Raw genomic sequence first — 20,775 nt, forward strand, 5'->3', positions numbered from 1 at the left:
ACTAACGACTTCCGGCTCACGACTTCCCCCCACACCTGATCCGGATAATGCCGGCGGAGGGATAAAGGTAAATAAGTTAAGTGTACTGCCGCGTTACCCTGGCGCGCAGATGGTTTAACTCAATTTTTGTTTTACAACATTTTGAAAAATTTATTTGTGGCTGTTATGGCCCTGTTGTTGCCTGTTATGGCATCGGCCCAGCTTTCCATTTCGGGGAAAGTGACCAATCAATCCGGCGAAGCATTGCCCGGCGCAACTATTACTATTTTAAACCCGCAGCAAAGCACCGTTGCCGACGCTGCAGGTAAGTATAGTTTTAACGATCTGAAAAAAGGCAATTATACCGTTAAAGCCAGCTATATCGGCTATCAACCTTTAACCAAAAGTGTTACACTTGCTGCTAATCAATCAATCAACTTTTTATTGGGCGGCAGTACATTTACTGCTGATGAGGTTACTGTAACGGCTACCCGCGCAGGCAAAAACTCGCCTACAACCTTTACCAATCTCAGCAAAAAAGATCTCGAAAAAAACAACTTCGGCCAGGATCTGCCTTACCTGCTTAACCAAACGCCATCGGTAGTGATCAACTCTGATGCAGGTACAGGTATAGGTTATACGGGGATCCGCATCCGCGGGTCAGACGCATCGCGCATTAACGTAACGGTTAACGGCATTCCTTTAAATGACGCGGAAAGCCAGGGCGCATACTTTGTTGATCTGCCCGACTTCGCATCATCTATCAACACCCTGCAAATCCAGCGTGGTGTGGGTACCTCAACCAATGGAGCAGGTGCCTTTGGCGGTAGTATCAACGTACAAACGGCTACTCGCAGGGATACCGCCTATGCTCAGCTCGATAACTCGGCAGGTTCATACGGTTCACTAAAAAACACCGTAAGCGTAGGGACTGGCCTGCTTGGCGGCAGGTTTAGCATAGATGGTCGCTTATCTCGCATCCGTTCCGACGGGTATATCGCCCGTGCATCATCCCGGTTAAAATCATTTTTTGTAAGCGGTGCTTATTATGGTGATAACAGTACTTTAAGATTAAACGTGTTCTCGGGCCATGAGCGTACTTACCAGGCCTGGAACGGCGTTGCCGATTATGTAATAGGCGATGATACCCGCCCGGATAACCGTACTTATAACGAACTGGGAGATATGGGTAACGGAGCCTTTTATAAAGACCAGGTTGACGATTACCTGCAAAACCATTACCAGTTGCTATACGATAAAAAGTTTTCGGATAAACTGTCGTTCAGCGGGGCCCTGCATTATACTCATGGCGAAGGTTATTACGAAGAGTACAGGAAAGGTGATGCTGTGAGTAATTATGGTTTATCACCTGTCATTTATGGTACCGATACCATTTCAACCACTAATCTTGTTCGCAGGCTTTGGCTTAATAATGATTTTTATGGTGTTACTTATGCCTTAAAATATCAGCCTACTACCAAACTGAACTTCAATCTTGGTGGCGCCTACAATGAATATAAAGGTGCGCATTATGGTAATATTATTTCTGCCGAAGAAAGTATAGGCGTTGGTCCTAACTATCAATACTATCGGGATGATGCAAAAAAGAAAGATTTTAACATTTTTGGCCGCGCCGAATGGCATGTAGACAAATTTTTGTTGTATGCCGATATGCAATACCGTCACATTAATTATTCATTTTACGGTATCGACAAAAACCTTAACAATGCCCAGCAAACAGCGCAGTTAAACTTCTTTAACCCTAAAGCAGGTGTTACTTACCAGTTTAATGAGCACAGTAATGTGTATGCCTCCTTTGCGGTGGGCAACCATGAGCCCAACCGAGATGATTATGTCGACTCGCCTCCGCAAAACCGGCCGAAACCAGAAAACCTGAAAGATTTTGAGGCCGGCTACCGCTTCAGCTCACCTGTTTTTAGTGGAGAGTTGAATGGTTTCTACATGCTATATAAAAATCAACTGGTATTAACCGGGTCATTGAATGATGTAGGTAGCCCGGTGCGTACAAACGTAAAGGACAGCTACCGCGCGGGTTTGGAATTCAGCGGAAAAGTGAAAATCACTGATCAGTTAAACTGGAGCGCTACCGCAACCCTCAGCACTAACAAGATTAAAAACTATCACCAGTTTTTCTCTAATTATGATGATGGCTCGCTGGTTGAGGAAACATTTGCCAAAACAGATATCGCCTATTCGCCGTCATTTACCGGTTCAAGCGTAATCAGTTACAGCCCTGTTAAAGGCGGGGAAATTGCTTTCATCAGCAAATATGTAGGCAAGCAATACTTAGATAATACCATGAACCGTAATCCCGAAGGTTTTGGCATAGCACCTGATAATGCTGCTAATCCTTATGCTGCCAACCGTTTGCTGAACAGCTTTTTTGTGAACGATGTGAGGTTGAGGTACAGCTTCAGTGTTCGCTCGGTTAAAAACATAACTGTTGGCCTGCAGGTTAATAATATCTTCAGCGAGAAGTATGAAAACAATGGTGCTACCTACCCGGATATTGAAGGAGGACATGTAATTAACTATAACTATTACTTCCCGCAGGCTCCGCGAAATTTTATGGCTTCGTTGAGTCTGGGATTTTAATAGGCACTAATTTTATATCGACGCAAATTTTACGAATTGGATCGAATTTCACGAATTGAGGATTAGGATATGAATCATTGGCTCGACCTATTCATTGAACAAATAAAGGAAACTACCTGGCTGCAATGGCTTGCTGTTGCGCTGGGTATTACCGAGGTGCTGCTGGCCCGCGTAAATAACATATTGTTGTACCCGGCAGGGATACTGGGTACGGCCATCTCGATATTTCTGCTGATGGAAGTTCACCTTTATGCGGAATCGATACTTTACGGTTATTACATTGTAATGAGTGTTTACGGCTGGGTATACTGGATTAAAAAAAGGGATGAGCCGCCAATTAAAATAACCTATTCTACCAAAAATGAATGGATAATAAGCTTAGCTATCAGTATTGTTGGGTGGGTAGTATTTTACTTCCTCATCAAAAACCTTCCTTCTAAGTATTTCACGCCATCAAATGTTCCCGGTTGGGATGCATTAGTGTCATCAACTGCCTGGGCAGGCATGTGGCTGCTGGCACGCCGTAAAATAGAGAACTGGATTTTTTTAAATGTCTCCAACTTCTTCGCGGTACCGCTACAGTTTTATAAAAAATTGCCGCTATTCGCCATGCTCACCATCTTCCTGTTTATTATAGCGATATGGGGGTATTTTGAGTGGAAGAAACAGGTAGAGGCAGAGCGGTTGGTGGTTGGAGATTAGAGGTTAGGAAAAATGTTCAATGGCCAGGTTGTACCAGGTGTTCAATTTTAAAAAGTGTAAACACCCGGCGTTTTTTGAAAAATGAACATGGTTGATAATCAATGCTTTGCGAATTGGTTAAAATTCAATTTTAATCAAATTGAACGCCTTGGTTCTGGTAATCAGAACCTTGTGTTTTTAAGGGGCCGAAACGTTGAACACCCGTTTTTCAAAAATTGAACACTGACAAAATACTGTCAGTATCTTTTGTTATCCTGATGGTAAATTGAGTATTGCCTGTTACGCTTTAAGCCTTTTGCTTTCAGCTTTAAGCTAAATAAAAAATGCATCCATCACAAAATTTAAAACCCGAATGGGTTGATATCATACGGAAAGCAGCTCCTGCAGCTGAGCAGGCCGGCAAGCTGCAGCCCGATCAGCTGGCGCTTATTTATGAGCAGGGCTGGTTTAAATTTTTAGTGCCGAAAGCTTATTCCGGTTTGCAATTGGCCTTGCCGCAAATGGTACGGCTGGAAGAAAGCCTGGCCTGGGCCAATGGCAGTTTGGGTTGGGTAGTAACCCTTTGTGCAGGTGCAGGTTGGTTTGGCGGATTTCTGCATCCGACTTTAGCTGTAGAGATCATGACCAATCCGCAATTGTGCCTGGCAGGTAGCGGTGCATCAACAGGTACAGCTACCATCAGCGGAGATGGCTATATCGTCAACGGTACCTGGAAGTACGCCAGCGGTGCACATCATGCAACCCATATCACTGCAAATTGCATCATTAAAAAAGGCGATGACACTGTTTTGAATGATGATGGTGAGCCACTGATATTACCTTTTATTTTTGATAAAAAAGATGTACATGTTTTCCCGGCCTGGAAATATGTTGGCATGATGGCTACCGGGAGCGATGCCTATGAAGTAAAAGACCTGTACGTTGATAAAAACCGCAGTTTTAAGATCGATCCGCAATATACGGTTATAAACGAACCTTTATATCGCTACCCCTTTCTGCAATTAGCCGAAGCAACGCTGGCCGCTAACCTTTCGGGATTAGCTGTTCATTTTCTTGACCTGTGCGGACCGGCCTTTGATGAACGGATGAAAAACCCGCGTTTAACCGAGCCGCAAAAAGAATACATTCAACAACTATTGGCCGATCAGATCATTTTACTCAATGAAGTCCGCGCCGAATTTTACCAGGCTGTTGATTGCTCATGGAACAACTTTGACTCGGCCGATAATAACGGCTTGCAGGAAGTAAGTTTAATGAGCCGGAAGCTGGCCAAAGTTTCGCGCGAAAGTGTGGATAAGCTTTATACCTACTGTGGTTTATCTGCCGCCAACCCCGATACGGAAATTAACCAGGTATGGCGGGACCTTCATACCGCAGGTCAGCATTCGCTGTTAACCTTTGAATCGATTGATTAAAAGATATTCAGTTAGCTCGTTCGTAACCCCGTAAAAAATCGGAATGACGTTTGAAATTTATTTAAAGATGGTGCATGGGGCTGCGTTAGGGATGGGAGCGGATACCGGCCTGTGGCTAAGGCCTTGTGCCGTATGAGCGTACAGCCCGGGCCGCAGGCAACGCCCATATTTATAAATCAATTAAAAAACGCATCCGATAATCAATAACTTACATTCACGTCATAACGTCCCTTCAGAGCCTCTCGCAGAGAGACCCTGAGGGAACATGAACTTTATTCCGTAAAACACACCTTTCGCCTTTTACCTTTATCCTTTCACCTCAAATCAAACCTTCGCAAACTTCTTCACCGTTTCGGTTACATGTGCCAAATGATGGTTGCTATGCCATGCGTACAAGGCCAGTCCTTTTTTCAGCGATATCGTTTCGCCCGAGGCCGGATGAACAAAAGTGCGTGCCCATTCGTTTTCGGTGAAACTTTCAAACAGGGCTACAAAATGCTGATGGATGCCTTCCAGCATTTTTAATGATGGCTCAACCGGCAGGCGATAATCTGGTAGTAGCGCCCAGTCGGCCTCTTCATATGGCTTTATAGTTGGGTTATTTTCAGTGAGGGCAAGCTTAAAGCGGGTAATGGAATTCATGTGGCTATCGGCCAAATGGTGAATCACCTGGCGCAGTGTCCAGCCGCCGGTGCGGTATGGGGTATCCAGTTCCTGGTAATTAAGGCCGGCAATTGCATGACGCAGCTTCCCCGGTAAGGTAGCAATATCTTCAATCCAGCCGCGCATATCTTCGGTAGTGTATGAGGCCGGGGGCGCAAACTTCCCTATAGGGTATTTCATTTGTTCGTCTGTCATCATAAATGTTAAAAAAATTTAAATTAGGCATTATTTTATACTACCACAAGCTTTTGGCCTATTTTAGCGTTCTGTAGATTGTTAATTTAACTAATGATAAAAAAGTTACTGGCCGTACTTTTATTTTTTAACTGTACGCTATCCTTTGCACAAACCATTAAAACCGATATATTAGTTGTAGGCGGAAGCGCAAGCGGAACAGCGGCCGCCATACAAGGTGCACGAAGCAAACTGAAAACCATGCTGGTTGAACAAGGCCCCTGGCTTGGCGGCAGCATGACAGCTGGCGGGATGAGCATAGTTGAAGGTAACCGCAATTTACCAACAGGCATCTGGGGTGAGTTCAGGCGCAGGGTGCGGGATTTTTATAGCAAAACCCCGGGTTATGATACTGCTTACAATGCTACGCTAAGATTTGAACCATATACCGGGGCAGCTATCCTCAAAAAAATAACCGATACGGTAAAAAACCTCACTGTAAAATTAAACACCCCATTTACAGGTATTAAAAAAGATGGCACCGGCTGGGATGTAACTATCACCCTCGACGGGAAAACCGCTACCGTAAAAGCTAAAGTAGTTATTGATGCTACCGAAACCGGCGATGTGGCCGCCAAAGCAGGCGAAACCTACGTTTATGGTTTTGAGAGTAAAAAGCAAACTAACGAAACCCTGGCGCCTGATAATGAATCGACACAGTTGCAGGACCTTAGCTGGATTGCTATTTTGAAAGATTTTGGTGCTGCGGCAGATAAGACCATTGCCAGGCCCGAAGGCTATGATGCCGCGGCGTACACTTGCCTTAAGGGTAAGAATATTAAAAAAATGCTTGATGATGGCAGGCTGCCCAATGATAAATACACGATCAAATGGGCCGAATGCGGAAACCAGTTCCTGGTTGCCCCTGATAATTTAAAGCCGGAAAACCGGGAAGCTTTTTATGCCAAAGCACGCTTGCATACTTTAGGATTGATCTACTATCTGCAAACCGAACTGGGCTATAAAAACCTCGGGTTGGACGAAGGCTTTACTACATCCGATCATTTGCCATATGTCCCATATTTGCGCGAAGCTGGTCGCGCGACAAAAGGATTGGTGAGGATGATGCTGGATGATGTGTACAAACCTTACGACCGCGAATCAAAACTTTACCGTACAGCCATTGCCGTTGGCGATGCTTCCCCGGGCCAGCATTATACAGATGCCAATGTTCCGAAAGTTATTTACCCGCCTTTCCCTGCCTATGGTGTGCCGCTGGGGGCTATTGTGCTTAAAGACCTGGATAATTTACTGGTAACGGAAAAAGCCATGTCGGTAACGCACCTGGTAAATGCCAGCACCATGTATCCCTCAGTACAAATGGCTATTGGGCAGGGCGCCGGTGCAACCGCAGCCTATTGCGCCTTTTTTAAAACCACCACCCAAAACTTAAATGTGCGGATAATCCAGGGGGAACTGCTCGACTTTAAAGCCTGGATTATGCCCTTTGCCGATATTAAACCAACCGATCCGTATTTCAGGGCGATACAACAAATAGGTGCTTCCGGACTATTAAAAGGCGTACAAAAGGCAGATGGCAATACCGCGCGTTTGTTATTTCAGCCTGATTCCTTAGTTGCCACAGCCGAAATCAAACCAACACTGGAAGAGATTTATACCCGGGGCTTTTTATGGTTTAATAAAGAGAAGCCCGGCCCGGTGTTCACGGTAGGAAACCTATTATCGTTTATCAGCGAAACCACGCTAACCGATCCGCATACTTTGGAAATTGCCATGCAAAAGGCCTGGAAGGATCAATATAAATTCAGTTCTGCTTTTGATATGAAACGGCCGGTAACCCGCCGGGAGTTTGCCATACTGGCCAACAGGTTTTTTAATCCTTTTGCAAGGTCGGTGGATATTGCGGGGAGGATGGTGAATTAGAATGTCAAAAACGATGTCATTTCGACCATCGGGAGAAATCTTATACATCAAGTTAGCAAACTGTGCATAGCCGATTGCCGGGCGTATAAGATTTCTCTTTCGCACCAACGCTCAGCCTTCCCTGCTCCATCGAAATGACATTTTTTGATACCTATAACTCCAATTCCAACTGATCCCCCGGCCCAAGCTCTTTATCATCCCGCTGCTTAACCGGCAATTCGCCAAAGTTTGAAAGCGAAATGCCCAACAGCCGCACTTTTACATCATCAACACCTGTTGCAGCCATCAATTGTTTGGCCGTATGGCTGATCGTTTCCAGATCGTTTACCGGTGTGGGGAAGGATTGATTGCGGGTGATCTGTTTAAAATCGTGGTATTTTACTTTGAGGGTAATGGTGCGGCCTTTCAATTCATATTTAAGCAGCCGGTTATGTACCGTGACCGCTATTTTATCCAGTTCAGCCTCCATTTCCTCAAGAGTTGTCAGGTCATAGGCGAAAGTATCTTCGGCACCCAGGGATTTAGTTTCGCGGTGGGGTTGGACTTCCCTGTTATCAATGCCGCGCACTATCTGGTAGTAAAACCTGCCCACTTTACCAAAGTGTTTTACAAGGTCACTTTCTTCCAGCCGTTTCAGGTCGGCCCCGGTGTGCAGGCCCATCTGTTTCATTTTTTGAGCTGTTACCTTACCCACGCCAAAGAATTTTTCGACAGGTAACTGCTCCATAAAGTTTTCGATGCTTGATGGCCCGATAAACTTCAGGCCATCGGGCTTATTGATATCAGATGCTATTTTGGCTACAAATTTATTGATAGACACCCCGGCCGATGCGGTGAGCTGCAGTTCGTCTTTAATAGCCTGTTTGATAAGTTTGGCTATTTCGATGGCCGAGCCGATGTCCTGCTTATCGTTGGTTACATCCAGGAAAGCTTCATCTAAAGAGAGCGGTTCTATCAGGTCGGTATAACGGCTAAAGATCTCCCGGATATGTTGTGATATCTCCCGGTATACATTAAACCTTGGCCTTACAAACAAAGCATGCGGGCAAAGTTGCAATGCTTTTTTTGATGACATTGCCGATCGGATGCCAAATTTTCGGGCCTCGTAACTGGCGGTCGCCACCACACCTCCCCGACCTTCGGGCAAACCGCCCACCACCAAAGGTTTACCCCGGTACTCCGGAAAATCCCGCTGCTCAACCGACGCGTAAAAAGCATCCATATCAATATGGATAATTTTACGGTGGATATTTGGTGATTGCTCCTTCATGGTGATGAAAGCAAATATAGGCGGGTTGCTGGCTTGCTGCAATTGTTGTGGCAGATTGAAAGCCTGTTAACTTAGAGTGAAAAGCCTGGGAATGTGCGATTCCCCTCTTGAGAGGTGTGGCGGTGTGTGTTTTTGCTTTGATAAGCCGACCACCGCAGAAACACATCTTAACTCGCGCTCGTTTTTAACCTACCGTGTACCCATATCTTTAAAAAAAATGTCATTTCGATAGAGCTGGGCAGACCCAAGCATAGGAGCGAAAGAGAAATCTTATACGCCCTGTAGAGCCGCTTTACATAGTTTAGAGCTGGATGTATAAGATTTCTCCTCACCACATCCGCAAATTCCCTAACAGGTTCGTCGAAATGACATTTTCTTTTAATTCATAATACTAATAATTAAAAAGATATGGGTACACGGTACGTTTGTAACGAGTGCGTAGCTGGGTTTGCGTTTATAACGCACGGGCGATACAATCGCCAAACCATAAGCGCTCGTTGCAAACGAGCGTAAGGTTGGTCTTTTGCAGTAAGCTTGACGGAAGGACGCTTGAACATGCAAAGAGGATCTGAAAAATCAACTCTCGGTATCTCCCGGCAAAAATTGAAGTTTCTGTTGAAAATACACATCCCAGCTGTGCTGTTGCTTACGATCTGTCATGTGAGCCGTGTCCTCATCATAATCGGCATTGAGCTGTTTATACTTGGCGTCGATACGGTTAAAAATGGCCATGGCTTCGTAGTTGTAATTATTGCTGAAACGGGTATTGCTTACTATGCGTAACAGCTCCTGCTGCTCTAAAAACGCAATGGTGTAATGGCCCTGCTCATGTTTCAGTATTTCGCTGAGTTGCTGCGGCGTATTAACCCTGCTTTTATCAAGCCATGATTTATTGTTGTTAAGGATGAGCCTGATGTTAAAATTAAGCCGGTAACCCCTGCCTTCGCGCCGGGCCTGGTATCGGTAATCGATGGTGCAGTTGGTATAAGCTACAACGCCGCCGGCATTAGTCCGCGGCGTTCCCCAAAAATCATTGGCAGTTAACTGGTGAAATGACTGTGCCGAAGCAGGCGCAATCATCATTAAAACACACATGGCCGCAGGGCCTATCACTTTCACTATATTTCTTTTCATTTAAAAAACTGGCGGTTTCAAACTTTTACTTTTTGACGTTGTCGGTATGTAAAAGGTTTAAGGCCATCATTTCTTTTAACGTATGTTGCATCTGATCGGTTGAGCCATCCAGGAAAATAACATTCCCTTTTGAGTTTTCAGAGAAATGTTTGATGGATTCTGTCCACATGGTGAACAGTATAACCGAGGTATCCATATTAGCTTCGGCCATTTCTTTAGCGGCTACAGTCATACCGCGGGCAACTTCCTCGCGGAACAGCGCAATGCCCTGGCCACGTAATTGAGCTGCCTCACGCTCGGCCTGGGCCGAAATTTTGATGGCGTTACCCTCTGCCTCGGCAGCTTTGGTTTTGGTGATGAGCAGGGCCTGGCCTTCGTTTTCGGCAGCTGCCTTCAGGTTGTTTGATGCCACCACCTGGCTCATTGATTTCATGATCACATCATCAAAAGTAATATCGTTTAACTGGAGGTCCTGCAGGTGGTAGCCCCAGCCTTCCAGTATCACATCCAGTTGCTCTTTTACGTGTTCCACAATATCGCGGCGTAATATCAGTACCTCGCTCTGGCGTTTGGTGGCTACAAAAGCACGGATGGAGCCTTCAACCGTACGGATCAGGGCCTGCATCAGGTTGCGCTCGTCAACAAATTTAAAAGCTACGTTTTTGATGGTTTCTTCCTGCTGGTCCAATACCGAGTACAGCAGCATGGCCTTAAAATACACATTAGCCTGGTCGTAAGTTACCGCCTGGAACTCCAGCTCAACCGAGCGATTTTGGATAGAGATTTTGGAGTAAATGTTTTCGATAAAAGGGATCTTGAAATTAAGCCCCGGGGTTAGGATGCGACGGTATTTGCCAAATACGGTGATGACTACTATAGTGCCCTGTTTTACAGACACAAACGAGGTGAAAATAGTAATAAGGATAACAGCAAAAATGATGATTGTTATCAATGATCCAAATGATTCGGGCATGGTTTGGTTTATTATGTTTAAAATAAAAGTAGCATTAATTATTGGTGTGTTATTTGTTTTTTAAAAAATGCTTATAAAAAACAACACACCTGTCATGAACTTAAAACGAACTTTTGGAGCTATATTGAGCGTGCTTGGTATAGTTGGCCTTATTTATACCGGTGTAGCTATCATAAACCATAGCGCACAAATAACCACCATGGTGGTAATAGGTATTATCTCATTAATATTTTTTACAACGGGTATCAGCCTGGTGCGTAATACTAAGGATGAAGCAGCTTAAATGTGGACATTAGCTGCAAATTGCATAGTTTACTCACCCGGTCTGCGCTTCGCTGGACCACCCTCTCTCCGGCTGTGCCGCAAAGAGGGTTGGAAAAAATTAAAATCCCCTCTTTGCGCAGCAGAGAGGGTGGTCCAGCGAAGCGTAGACCGGGTGAGTCCACACGTTGGCTTAATTTATCCTATGTCTTTTTTATCTGCTGATATTTTAAATAGCCGGGTTAAGGCTAATCTCCCCGGTGTCGGATATAAGTAATCCCGCATCGGGGAAATCAGCTTCTGTAAGTTCCCTGATCCGGATAGCAGCACGGTTAAGCGAATCAAGTTCGAGCCCTTTATCATGCGCCTGCCTTAGGGATATGATGCGTCCGTTTAAAAACTCCCCCTTTTTGTTCAGCTTTACTTTTAATAATGGCGCCAGGCCGCAAACCCCTGCCACACTTACTGATTTATAAGTACAAAAGTTACCGAGACTGTAAGCGATCAGCCGGTTTTTATAAACCTCCATTGCCCGGCTCACGTGCGGGCCATTGCCCAATATAATATCCGCACCGGCATCAATAGCATTATGGGCAAAGGCATTTACATCGCCACGTTTTTCACTGATGAAGGATTCCATTGCAAAAGGAATATGTTCATAAGCTACGCCCTCGCCGCCACCATGAAACGATACAATGAGAATATCACATTGCTGTTTCAGTTGGCTTATGATACGGGTTGCGTTCTTTAGGTTGAGAATAGGCAGGGTATTGGCATTGGGGGCAAAAGCGCAAAAGCCATATTTAACACCGTTACGTTCGAACACTGTGGAGGGGTGGCTAAGCAATCCGCCATAATTAATCCCTATGCTATCAAGCAGGTGAGTGGTACTCATCCGGCCCGTATCGCCAAAATCGCCTATATGATTATTGGCCAGGCTCAGCAAGTTAAAACCGGCGTTTTTAAAAACGCCGGCATAAGCCGTTGGCATCCTGAACAGGTAAGCCTTGCTTCTTTGATGTAATTTATAATGTGCCGGATTTCCTCCGTCAAGCAAACTGCCTTCAAGGTTGCCAAAGGTTACGTCGGCGTTTCTTAGTTCATCAGCAATAACAGCAAAACTATTTTTAGCACTGTCAGGCGGGAGGGTATAATTATTAGGGTACGATGTTCCGAGCATCATATCACCAACAGCGGCAATAGATATGGATGAATCATGCTGAACAACGGCTGTAGTTGTTTTAGCGGCAGTATCGGGTTTAGGTGCAGGGGCCAGGATTTGTTTTTTATTTGGCGGATGGTTACACGCCTGTAAAAACAGCGCCAGGCAGGCTGCCGTAAGCAATAAAAATTTCATTATAAAAAAAATCCCCTCACCGGGATGAAGGGACCAAATTAGTTTATTTATTTCAAAATCGTTTAGTTCTTGCTTTCGTCTACGTCGTCGCCCATATCGTTGCTACCCGTCGATGCCGAACCTTTAAACTCATCCTTAAATGAAGCTAACAACCTGCCGCCTTTATAAAAGAAACGGCTGTAGTAAGCATCGTCAAGGCTACTGATGGCTACACCCCTTGACGAGGCATGAGCAAATTTATTATTACCTAAATAAATACCTACATGCGAAATGCTGCGGCTGTGGATCTTAAAGAAAACCAAATCGCCTTCTTTTAACTCATCCTTACCAACAGGGTTAACCATGCTGAAAATATCGCGTGAGTTACGTTTAATATCAAGGTTAAAAACTTCGCTGTACAATTCTTTGGTGAAGGCTGAGCAGTCAATGCCTCTTCTTGAGCTTCCGCCAAAATGGTAAGGGGTACCAATCCAATCGTAAACAAAGTGAAAAAGTTTCATGTTTGAGGTAGCAGATAAAGCAACTCCCATAATTTGGGAAAAGTATGCTTTACCTAAACTTTCCTGGTCGTCTTTGCTATCATCACTGGTGCTTTGGGCACTTTTGGTTTGAGCTTGTGAAGCTACGACGCTGAAAAGTAAGGCAATAGCCAGGGCAAATTTCTTCATTTAATCAGTTTGTTTGTTGAGTTAGGACAACAAATTGTTTATTAAATCAGACACTATGTCTATCGTGCTCTACAAAACTATTTATATTTTTTAAAATTGCAAATAAATGCAGCTTATTTTTCAAAAAATATAAAAAAGTGCTTTTTATTACACACCCTTTTAATAAACAGGCTTTTGTACGTGTATTAATGTAATTTGGTTGTAATTATTTAAAGGCTTTTTTTAGTCTTTCGCGAAAAACAAACCTTCTAAAACTTCGCAAAACGATAATTTATTGCCTCCTGGTGTGTTTTTTTAAGTTCTATTTTAACCCAATGGGACATGCCAAACTAATAAACAGCCGGTTTGTTGTGTTTAAATACACTTTAAGGCCACCAAATAAAATTTTGCAACAATTTGCTTGAGGTTTCGATATTTTGCAGGATATAATTAGATTTGCGCTTTACTCCAAAAAGGTTGTTTAATACATGAGTTCAATCGAAATAAACAAGGACACCTACCTGATGTGGTACGAACAGATGCTATTGATGCGCAGGTTCGAAGAAAAAACAGGACAGTTATACGGACAACAAAAGATCAGGGGCTTTTGCCACTTATATATTGGGCAGGAGGCTGTTTTGGCCGGAGCCATGTCTGTAATTAAACCTGAAGACAGTATGATCACCGCATATCGCGATCATGCTCATGCACTTGCTAAAGGTGTAACTCCAAACGCCATTATGGCCGAAATGTACGGTAAAGCTACCGGATGCTCAAAAGGCAAAGGTGGTTCTATGCACATGTTTGATAAAGAAAAACATTTTTATGGTGGTCACGGCATTGTGGGCGGCCAGGTACCACTGGGTGCCGGGATTGCTTTTGCCGAAAAATATAAAGGTACCGAGTTTGTGAACATTGCCTATATGGGCGATGGTGCCGTACGCCAGGGCGCGCTTACCGAAACCTTTAATATGGCTGCGCTTTGGAAACTGCCTGTAATTTTTGTTTGCGAAAACAATGGTTACGCCATGGGTACTTCTGTTGAGCGTACAACCGCGCAGACTGATATTTATAAATTAGGCCTGCCTTATGGAATCCCTTCATCGCCGGTTGATGGTATGGACCCTGCTGCGGTACACGTAGCAATGGACGAAGCTGTTCAGCGCGCACGTGCAGGCGAAGGCCCAACCTTCCTTGAAATGCGTACTTATCGCTATAAAGGTCACTCCATGTCCGATCCGCAAAAGTATCGTACTAAAGAGGAGTTGGAAAGCTATAAAGCGAAAGACCCTCTTGAGGCTACCAAACAAACTATCCTTGCCGAAAAATATGCTGATGAAGCATGGTTTGACGAAATGGACGCTAAGATCAAAGCTATTGTTGACGAAGCTGTGAAGTTTGCTGAAGAATCGCCATGGCCGGATGCATCTGAATTATATACAGATGTTTACGTTCAAGAAGATTACCCTTATATAAGGGACTAAGTTTTAAGTCGAAAGTACTAAGTCGAGAGCCTATAGTCTTTGCGGTCAAAAAAAAGACTTCAGGCTAAAAACTTCAGACTTTAAACTTCACGATAAGAACTAACTATATTTATACTGAATTTATAATACTATTAATATATGGCCGAAGTAGTAAAAATGCCTAAAATGAGCGATACCATGACCGAAGGGGTATTAGCGAAATGGCATAAAAAAGTTGGCGACAAGGTTAAATCGGGCGATGTACTGGCCGAGATTGAAACTGATAAAGCTACCATGGATTTTGAATCGTACCAGGATGGTACATTGCTGTATATAGGTATACAGGAAGGTGCTGCCGCCCCGGTTGATTCTGTAATTGCCATTTTAGGTAAAGAAGGTGAAGATTATAAGTCTTTACTTGACCAGGCTGGCAGTGGCGCTGCCGCAGAGCCTGCTAAGGAAGCGGCACCAGCTGCCGACAGAGCACCTGCCGCTACTCCGGCACCAGCCGCACCTAAGGTTGATTTATCGAGCATTCCGGCTACGGTTATCCGCATGCCATTATTGAGCGACACCATGACCGAAGGTACCATTGAAAAATGGAACTTTAAAGTTGGCGATAAAGTAAAAGCAGATGATTCACTGGCTGATGTGGCAACCGATAAGGCTACCATGGAAGTTGTGGGTTACGAAGCCGGTACCTTGTTATATATAGGTGTTAAAGAAGGTGAAGCCGCTAAAGTAAATGATATCATTGCCATAGTAGGTAAAGAAGGTACCGACATCACTCCGTTATTACAGGATGGAGGTTCGGCCCCTGCCGCTGAGGCTGCACCTGGCGCCGAAGCAAAAACTGAAGCTTCTGCTTCTGCCACTGCTACTGCACCTGAAAGCTCATCTGATGATGATAGCCGCGTAAAAGCATCTCCGCTGGCGCGTAAAATAGCTAAAGATAAAGGTATCAACCTTAATGATGTAAAAGGCAGCGCTGAAGGTGGCCGTATCATCAAAAAGGATGTGGAAGAATATACACCGTCGGCTAAACCGGCTGCGGCTCCTGTTACTGAAGCTGCACCTGCTGCCGCTCCGGCTGCTGCTGCAAAAGCACCTATCGTATTGCCAACCTTTACAGGCGAAGAGAAATTCAGCGAAAGGCCGGTTACTCAAATGCGTAAAGCTATCAGCCGCCGCCTAAGCGAAAGCTTGTTTACTGCTCCGCATTTCTATGTAACCATGAGCATTGATATGGACCAGGCTATTGTGGCCCGTACCCGTATGAACGAGATCGCCCCGGTTAAAATTTCATTTAATGATTTTGTTGTTAAAGCCTGCGCTGTTGCCTTAAGGCAGCATCCTGCTATCAACTCATCATTCCTGGGTGATAAGATCCGCACTAATGAGCACGTTCACGTTGGCGTTGCCGTTGCTGTTGACGAAGGTTTATTGGTACCGGTTATCAAATTTGCCGATGGTAAATCATTAAGTCACATTTCGGTTGAAGTGAAAGAGTTTGCAGGCAAAGCAAAATCTAAAAAACTACAGCCAAACGAAATGGAGGGTTCAACCTTCACCATTTCAAACCTTGGTATGTTTGGCGTTGACGAGTTTACGGCCATCATTAACACACCAAACGCATGTATCCTTGCTGTAAGCGGTATTCAGGCTGTTCCGGTTGTTAAAAATGGTGCGGTAGTACCTGGCAACATCATGAAGGTTACCCTGAGCGCCGACCACCGCGTGGTTGACGGTGCTACAGCCGCTGCCTTCCTGCAAACATTAAAGCAATTATTAGAAGAGCCGGTAAGGCTGCTGATATAATTTCGGATATCGGATTTTCGATTTCGGATTTTGAAAAGCGATGGGTTTAGGCTCATCGCTTTTTTTGTTTATGGGATAAATTATAAAAAATGTCATTGCAGCGCAGCGTGGCAATCTCGTAACCAATGCCAGTTCGATATGTATGGCTACGATTGCCACGTCGCCCCGGATGCTCTTTACCCATGCCGCTCTTCGCAATGACATTTTTTTATTAACGGCAGTTTATGTCTGCAAAAAAATGACACAATGACCTAATGACTTCAATGACCTATATGTGTATATTCACGGCAAATTTTGATGTATGACACTTTATAGCTTTTTTAAGGAATTTCATTCCGGTTTCAGGTACATTGTTATTGTACTGGTATTGCTGGCCCTTGTACGTGCCTTTATGGGCTGGCTGGGTAAAAGACCATATGGCGAGGGCAATCGCAAGCTTAACCTGTTTGCCATGATCTCGGTACATACACAATTTTTGCTGGGCATCATCCTGTTTTTTATCAGTCCGATGGTGCAGTTTAGCAAGGATACCATGAAAAACCCTGTTACCCGCTATTTCACGGTTGAGCATTGGGTAATTATGCTTATTGCCATTGTTTTGATTACTATCGGGCACAGCAAATCGAAGAAAGCAGCACTGCCCGAAGGTAAGCATAAAGCCATCGCTATCTTCTATTTAATAGGGATTGTACTTATTTCGGTAGGTATTATGCTTATTCCACAGTAATTCTACGTAGCTAATAGGATTTAGCAAATAAATAATTTCACAAAAAATTTGACAATTCAAATTTCTTTATAAATTTGTGACCGCGATGATTAAAAACACACATAAAAATAGCTGGTGGCACCAATTAAATTGGCAGCCGGCTTGCGCTTTTTGATCAGAGACAACCTAATCAATTGTGAACCTAAATAGGAAACCCGGCGACCCCAATTCGCCGGGTTTTTTTGTTTTAAGATATTTGAAAAATAAACATGAGCACATTTAAAATTACTACAACTTATAAAAAGCTGCTGGCCGATACCACCACACCAGTGAGCATTTACCTTCGCCTGCGCGATGTATTTCCTAACTCGCTGCTGCTGGAAAGCTCCGATTATCACAGCCGCGAAAACAGCACCAGCTACATTTGCTGCGAACCGCTCAGCGGCATTGTGCTCAATAACGGTATCCTTAAAAAACAATACCCCGATGGTAGCCAGGAAGTACACGAGGCTGGTACGTTTGATTTGATTGAACAGCTTAACAATTTTACCGGTAGCTTTGAAACCGACTCGCTGCCGCTAAAAATGATCACCAATGGCTTGTTTGGTTACTTTACCCACGAGGCCGTTGAACATTATGAAACCATTAAACTAAAGCAAAGCGATGATGTTACACGCCAGATCCCGGTGATGCAGTACCATATTTACAGGTACATCATCGCTATCGACCACTTTAAAAATGAACTTTACATATTTCATAATCAGCCCGAAGGTGCACCAACCAATGGCGGTATCGAAAAACTGGAATACCTCATCAAAAACAAAAACTTCCCCGAGTATAGCTTTAAAAGCAATGGGGATGAAAAATCGAACCTTACCGGCGATGAGTTCATTGCCATAGTGGAGAAAATGAAGCAACACATTTATCGGGGCGATGTTTTCCAGATAGTGCCTTCAAGGGCTTTCTCCCGTACTTTCCTGGGCGATGAGTTTAATGTTTATCGCGCCCTGCGTTCTATCAACCCATCACCATATCTCTTCTATTTTGATTTTGGCGATTTCAGGATCTTTGGCTCATCGCCCGAGGCGCAGATCACCATAAAAAATAATGTGGCTAACATATTCCCGATAGCCGGAACATTTAAACGCAGCGGTGATGATGAGCGCGATGCCGAGCTGGCCCGCAACCTGGAAAATGACCCAAAAGAATCGGCAGAACACGTAATGCTGGTTGACCTGGCCCGTAACGACCTGAGCCGTCATTGTGAAAATGTAACCGTGAAGGCATTTAAAGAGGTTCAGTATTACTCGCACCTGATCCATTTGGTATCACACGTAAGCGGAAAACTGAAGCCCGGCGTATCGGCCTTTAAAGTTGTAGCTGATACTTACCCGGCGGGCACGCTGAGCGGCGCTCCAAAATACCGTGCCATGGAGATCATCGATGAAAACGAAAATATAAAACGCAGCTTTTACAGCGGTGCTATAGGTTTCCTGGGTTTTAACGGAGATTTTAACCATGCCATCATGATCCGCTCGTTTTTGAGCAAGAACAATACGTTGCATTACCAGGCAGGCGCCGGCATAGTCGCCGGTTCGATCCCCGAAAGTGAGCTAAGGGAGGTTGATACCAAGATCTCGGCTTTGAGAAGGGCTTTTGAACTGGCGGAGGAGCTATAACCCCTATCCCCCTGAAGGGGGAACAATAGTGAATAATAATTTTGACAAATATTGAAGATATATAAAACAAAATGAAAGAAAATACAAATACCACGGAAAGCACCCCCTTTAGGGGGCGGGGGGGGATTCTGATCATAGATAATTACGATTCCTTTACCTATAACCTGGTGCATTTGGTTAATGAGCTCGGCCTGGAATGTGAGGTTTGGAGAAATGATCAGTTTGCCATTGAGGATGTGGAAGCTTTTGATAAGATCATCCTATCGCCGGGGCCGGGCATTCCTTCAGAGGCTGGTTTGCTCCTGGATGTAATAGCAAAGTATGCACCCACCAAAAGCATATTTGGGGTATGCCTTGGTCAGCAGGCTATTGCCGAAGTATTTGGCGGGAGCCTGTACAATCTTAACCAGCCTATGCACGGTATCGCGACGCCGATAAAAGTGACCGATGGCGATGAAGAACTATTTGCCGGTTTGCCCGAAAGCTTTAAAGTTGGGCGTTACCACTCATGGGTAGTAAGCGGCAATGACCTGCCCGATTCATTGCAGGTTACCGCTATTGATGAAGCCGATAATTCTATCATGGCGCTTAAGCATAAACAATACGATGTAAGGGGCGTACAATTCCACCCCGAATCGATCCTGACCGATTATGGTAAGGAAATGATGCAAAACTGGCTTAAGGCTTAGTTTTATGAAATAATGATAACTTTGAAAAATTGATATAACGTCCCCGCAGGGTCTCTCGTAGAGGACCCTGATATCTGCGGCCATGCATGTGACGAACCGCAGGGTCTCTCGCAGAGGACCCTCGCGGGGTGCAGGACACTTAGCGGTGCGCGGTGGCCGCGTTAGGGATTGCAGTGAAAAGCCCACAGCGCGGGTTGGGATTGGGGGCAGGAAAAGCGAGGACTTGCAACGAAAAGCCCGGGCCGCAGGCAACGCACATGTTATAAAATTGATTGAAAAATACACTTATTAACCAATAGCTTACAACTATGTCATTATAAGGAAGAGAGCAATTAGCCCCCTCTAAATCTTCTACGGAAAGGAAGATTTAAAAAGCATTTAAAATCCTCTCCTCTGGACGGGGTTGGGTAAGACTAATTGCTTCGCGCCTCACAATGACATAAATATTAGTGCTTCGATCCTATGACGATACTTGATAAAATAGTTGCCAACAAAAAAAAAGAGGTTGCTTCGGCAAAAAAACGTACATCATATACCGTACTTGAAGAATCGGATCATTTTCACCGTGAAACCTATTCATTCAAAGAATTTCTGCTCGATCCCTCACGTACCGGTATCATAGCCGAGTTTAAGCGTAAATCGCCTTCAAAAGGTATTATTAACGATAAGGTGCGGGTTAGCGCCGTTACAACAGATTATGCCGCTGCCGGCGCTTCGGCACTTTCAGTTTTAACTGACCGTAACTTCTTCATGGGCCGCAAAGCCGATCTGGTGAAAGCGCGTTCGGTAAACAGCATCCCTGTATTGCGCAAGGATTTTATGATAGATGAGTACCAGGTGATAGAAGCCAAGTCATTAGGCGCCGATATTATCCTGCTCATAGCCGCTATACTTACACCTGCCGAAATTGATACCCTGGCCAAACTTGCCAAAAGTATAGGCCTTAACGTATTGCTTGAGGTACATAACCTCGAAGAACTGGAACGTAGCATTAACCCTAACCTGGATGCCATTGGCGTAAATAACCGCAACCTGGCCGATTTTACCGTGTCGGTTGAAACCTCTTACAAATTGGCTAAACATATCCCCGCCGAGTTTATGAAGATTTCGGAAAGCGCCATCAGCGATCCCGAAACTATCAGGCACCTTAAATTGGAAGGTTTCAATGGTTTTCTTATTGGCGAAACTTTCATGAAGCAGCAGGATCCGGGACAGGCTATGCGTGATTTTGTGGCTTTGTTATAAGCCAATCCGGATCTTTAAAGTATTATTACATCGCTGCCGG

General features: G+C 44.5%; 17 protein-coding genes. 11 read left to right on the forward strand and 6 right to left on the reverse strand.

Features of this window, described 5'->3' with window-relative positions; all coding sequences use genetic code 11:
• Positions 1-141: 141 nt before the first annotated feature.
• The 3 genes from BLS28_RS12465 (at position 142) to BLS28_RS12475 (ending at position 4,712) form a co-directional block, all read left to right on the forward strand.
• Positions 142-2,595, forward strand: coding sequence for a TonB-dependent receptor (locus BLS28_RS12465; RefSeq protein WP_369596626.1), 2,454 nt, complete (start codon positions 142-144; stop codon positions 2,593-2,595).
• A gap of 69 nt (positions 2,596-2,664) precedes the next feature.
• Positions 2,665-3,297, forward strand: coding sequence for a nicotinamide riboside transporter PnuC (gene pnuC, locus BLS28_RS12470; RefSeq protein ID WP_091167341.1), 633 nt, complete (start codon positions 2,665-2,667; stop codon positions 3,295-3,297).
• Between the two features lie 323 nt (positions 3,298-3,620).
• On the forward strand, positions 3,621-4,712 hold the full coding sequence (locus BLS28_RS12475; protein WP_091167343.1) for an acyl-CoA dehydrogenase family protein: 1,092 nt from the start codon (positions 3,621-3,623) through the stop codon (positions 4,710-4,712).
• A 324-nt stretch (positions 4,713-5,036) separates the two neighbouring features.
• Here the strand turns inward: BLS28_RS12475 and BLS28_RS12480 are convergent, their stop codons facing one another.
• Positions 5,037-5,573 carry a YfiT family bacillithiol transferase gene (locus tag BLS28_RS12480; RefSeq protein WP_090532080.1) on the reverse strand — a complete coding sequence of 179 codons (537 nt, stop codon included), beginning with the start codon at positions 5,571-5,573 and terminating at the stop codon, positions 5,037-5,039.
• Positions 5,574-5,663: 90 nt separating this feature from the next.
• On the opposite strand from BLS28_RS12480, the gene BLS28_RS12485 reads away from it, so the two are divergent.
• Entirely contained in the window at positions 5,664-7,493 is a 1,830-nt protein-coding gene (locus tag BLS28_RS12485; protein ID WP_091167346.1) for an FAD-dependent oxidoreductase, read from the forward strand.
• Positions 7,494-7,644: 151 nt separating this feature from the next.
• Here BLS28_RS12485 and dinB read toward each other — a convergent pair whose 3' ends face one another.
• The 3 genes from dinB to BLS28_RS12500 all read right to left on the reverse strand — a co-directional run bounded on the left by dinB (position 7,645) and on the right by BLS28_RS12500 (position 10,870).
• Positions 7,645-8,763 (reverse strand): DNA polymerase IV, encoded by a 1,119-nt coding sequence (gene dinB / locus BLS28_RS12490; RefSeq protein ID WP_091167645.1) that lies wholly within the window; start codon positions 8,761-8,763, stop codon positions 7,645-7,647.
• Positions 8,764-9,339: 576 nt separating this feature from the next.
• Positions 9,340-9,897: a DUF922 domain-containing protein gene (locus BLS28_RS12495; protein WP_091167348.1), complete on the reverse strand. Its 558-nt coding sequence runs from the start codon at positions 9,895-9,897 to the stop codon at positions 9,340-9,342.
• Positions 9,898-9,922: 25 nt separating this feature from the next.
• The gene (locus tag BLS28_RS12500; RefSeq protein ID WP_091167351.1) at positions 9,923-10,870 is read right to left on the reverse strand and encodes an SPFH domain-containing protein; all 948 of its coding nucleotides are present in this window, start codon (positions 10,868-10,870) and stop codon (positions 9,923-9,925) included.
• Positions 10,871-10,964: 94 nt separating this feature from the next.
• Between BLS28_RS12500 and BLS28_RS12505 the strand changes: the two genes are divergently transcribed.
• A complete protein-coding gene (locus BLS28_RS12505) occupies positions 10,965-11,153 on the forward strand; it encodes a hypothetical protein (RefSeq protein ID WP_090534854.1) in 189 nt (62 codons plus the stop codon).
• Between the two features lie 207 nt (positions 11,154-11,360).
• On the opposite strand, the gene BLS28_RS12510 is transcribed toward BLS28_RS12505, so the two are convergent.
• Positions 11,361-12,488 carry a CapA family protein gene (locus tag BLS28_RS12510; RefSeq protein ID WP_091167354.1) on the reverse strand — a complete coding sequence of 376 codons (1,128 nt, stop codon included), beginning with the start codon at positions 12,486-12,488 and terminating at the stop codon, positions 11,361-11,363.
• Between the two features lie 62 nt (positions 12,489-12,550).
• On the reverse strand, positions 12,551-13,156 hold the full coding sequence (locus tag BLS28_RS12515; protein WP_091167357.1) for a C40 family peptidase: 606 nt from the start codon (positions 13,154-13,156) through the stop codon (positions 12,551-12,553).
• A 467-nt stretch (positions 13,157-13,623) separates the two neighbouring features.
• Between BLS28_RS12515 and pdhA the strand changes: the two genes are divergently transcribed.
• From pdhA to trpC, 6 genes are all read left to right on the forward strand, one after another.
• A complete protein-coding gene (gene pdhA, locus BLS28_RS12520) occupies positions 13,624-14,619 on the forward strand; it encodes a pyruvate dehydrogenase (acetyl-transferring) E1 component subunit alpha (RefSeq protein ID WP_090534807.1) in 996 nt (331 codons plus the stop codon).
• Between the two features lie 138 nt (positions 14,620-14,757).
• Positions 14,758-16,416 carry a dihydrolipoyl dehydrogenase family protein gene (locus BLS28_RS12525; RefSeq protein ID WP_091167360.1) on the forward strand — a complete coding sequence of 553 codons (1,659 nt, stop codon included), beginning with the start codon at positions 14,758-14,760 and terminating at the stop codon, positions 16,414-16,416.
• Between the two features lie 301 nt (positions 16,417-16,717).
• The gene (locus BLS28_RS12530; protein ID WP_091167362.1) at positions 16,718-17,143 is read left to right on the forward strand and encodes a cytochrome B; all 426 of its coding nucleotides are present in this window, start codon (positions 16,718-16,720) and stop codon (positions 17,141-17,143) included.
• A gap of 248 nt (positions 17,144-17,391) precedes the next feature.
• Complete coding sequence (locus BLS28_RS12535) at positions 17,392-18,801, forward strand: anthranilate synthase component I family protein (protein ID WP_091167365.1); 1,410 nt, start codon at positions 17,392-17,394, stop codon at positions 18,799-18,801.
• A gap of 71 nt (positions 18,802-18,872) precedes the next feature.
• A complete protein-coding gene (locus BLS28_RS12540; RefSeq protein ID WP_091167367.1) occupies positions 18,873-19,490 on the forward strand; it encodes an anthranilate synthase component II in 618 nt (205 codons plus the stop codon).
• A gap of 462 nt (positions 19,491-19,952) precedes the next feature.
• Complete coding sequence (gene trpC, locus BLS28_RS12545; RefSeq protein ID WP_091167370.1) at positions 19,953-20,735, forward strand: indole-3-glycerol phosphate synthase TrpC; 783 nt, start codon at positions 19,953-19,955, stop codon at positions 20,733-20,735.
• The last annotated feature ends 40 nt before the right edge of the window (positions 20,736-20,775 follow it).

Origin of the sequence: Mucilaginibacter gossypii, assembly GCF_900100945.1 — a bacterium.
Lineage (GTDB): Bacteria > Bacteroidota > Bacteroidia > Sphingobacteriales > Sphingobacteriaceae > Mucilaginibacter > Mucilaginibacter gossypii.

Bases quoted from the DNA above. Each gene is read 5' to 3' on its own strand.
- pnuC (WP_091167341.1), top strand. From the start codon at position 2,665: ATGAATCATTGGCTCGACCTATTCATTGAACAAATAAAGGAAACTACC.
- BLS28_RS12475 (WP_091167343.1), top strand. From the start codon at position 3,621: ATGCATCCATCACAAAATTTAAAACCCGAATGGGTTGATATCATACGG.
- BLS28_RS12480 (WP_090532080.1), bottom strand. From the start codon at position 5,573: ATGATGACAGACGAACAAATGAAATACCCTATAGGGAAGTTTGCGCCC.
- BLS28_RS12485 (WP_091167346.1), top strand. From the start codon at position 5,664: ATGATAAAAAAGTTACTGGCCGTACTTTTATTTTTTAACTGTACGCTA.
- dinB (WP_091167645.1), bottom strand. From the start codon at position 8,763: ATGAAGGAGCAATCACCAAATATCCACCGTAAAATTATCCATATTGAT.
- BLS28_RS12495 (WP_091167348.1), bottom strand. From the start codon at position 9,897: ATGAAAAGAAATATAGTGAAAGTGATAGGCCCTGCGGCCATGTGTGTT.
- BLS28_RS12500 (WP_091167351.1), bottom strand. From the start codon at position 10,870: ATGCCCGAATCATTTGGATCATTGATAACAATCATCATTTTTGCTGTT.
- BLS28_RS12505 (WP_090534854.1), top strand. From the start codon at position 10,965: ATGAACTTAAAACGAACTTTTGGAGCTATATTGAGCGTGCTTGGTATA.
- BLS28_RS12510 (WP_091167354.1), bottom strand. From the start codon at position 12,488: ATGAAATTTTTATTGCTTACGGCAGCCTGCCTGGCGCTGTTTTTACAG.
- BLS28_RS12515 (WP_091167357.1), bottom strand. From the start codon at position 13,156: ATGAAGAAATTTGCCCTGGCTATTGCCTTACTTTTCAGCGTCGTAGCT.
- pdhA (WP_090534807.1), top strand. From the start codon at position 13,624: ATGAGTTCAATCGAAATAAACAAGGACACCTACCTGATGTGGTACGAA.
- BLS28_RS12525 (WP_091167360.1), top strand. From the start codon at position 14,758: ATGGCCGAAGTAGTAAAAATGCCTAAAATGAGCGATACCATGACCGAA.
- BLS28_RS12530 (WP_091167362.1), top strand. From the start codon at position 16,718: ATGACACTTTATAGCTTTTTTAAGGAATTTCATTCCGGTTTCAGGTAC.
- BLS28_RS12535 (WP_091167365.1), top strand. From the start codon at position 17,392: ATGAGCACATTTAAAATTACTACAACTTATAAAAAGCTGCTGGCCGAT.
- BLS28_RS12540 (WP_091167367.1), top strand. From the start codon at position 18,873: ATGAAAGAAAATACAAATACCACGGAAAGCACCCCCTTTAGGGGGCGG.
- trpC (WP_091167370.1), top strand. From the start codon at position 19,953: ATGACGATACTTGATAAAATAGTTGCCAACAAAAAAAAAGAGGTTGCT.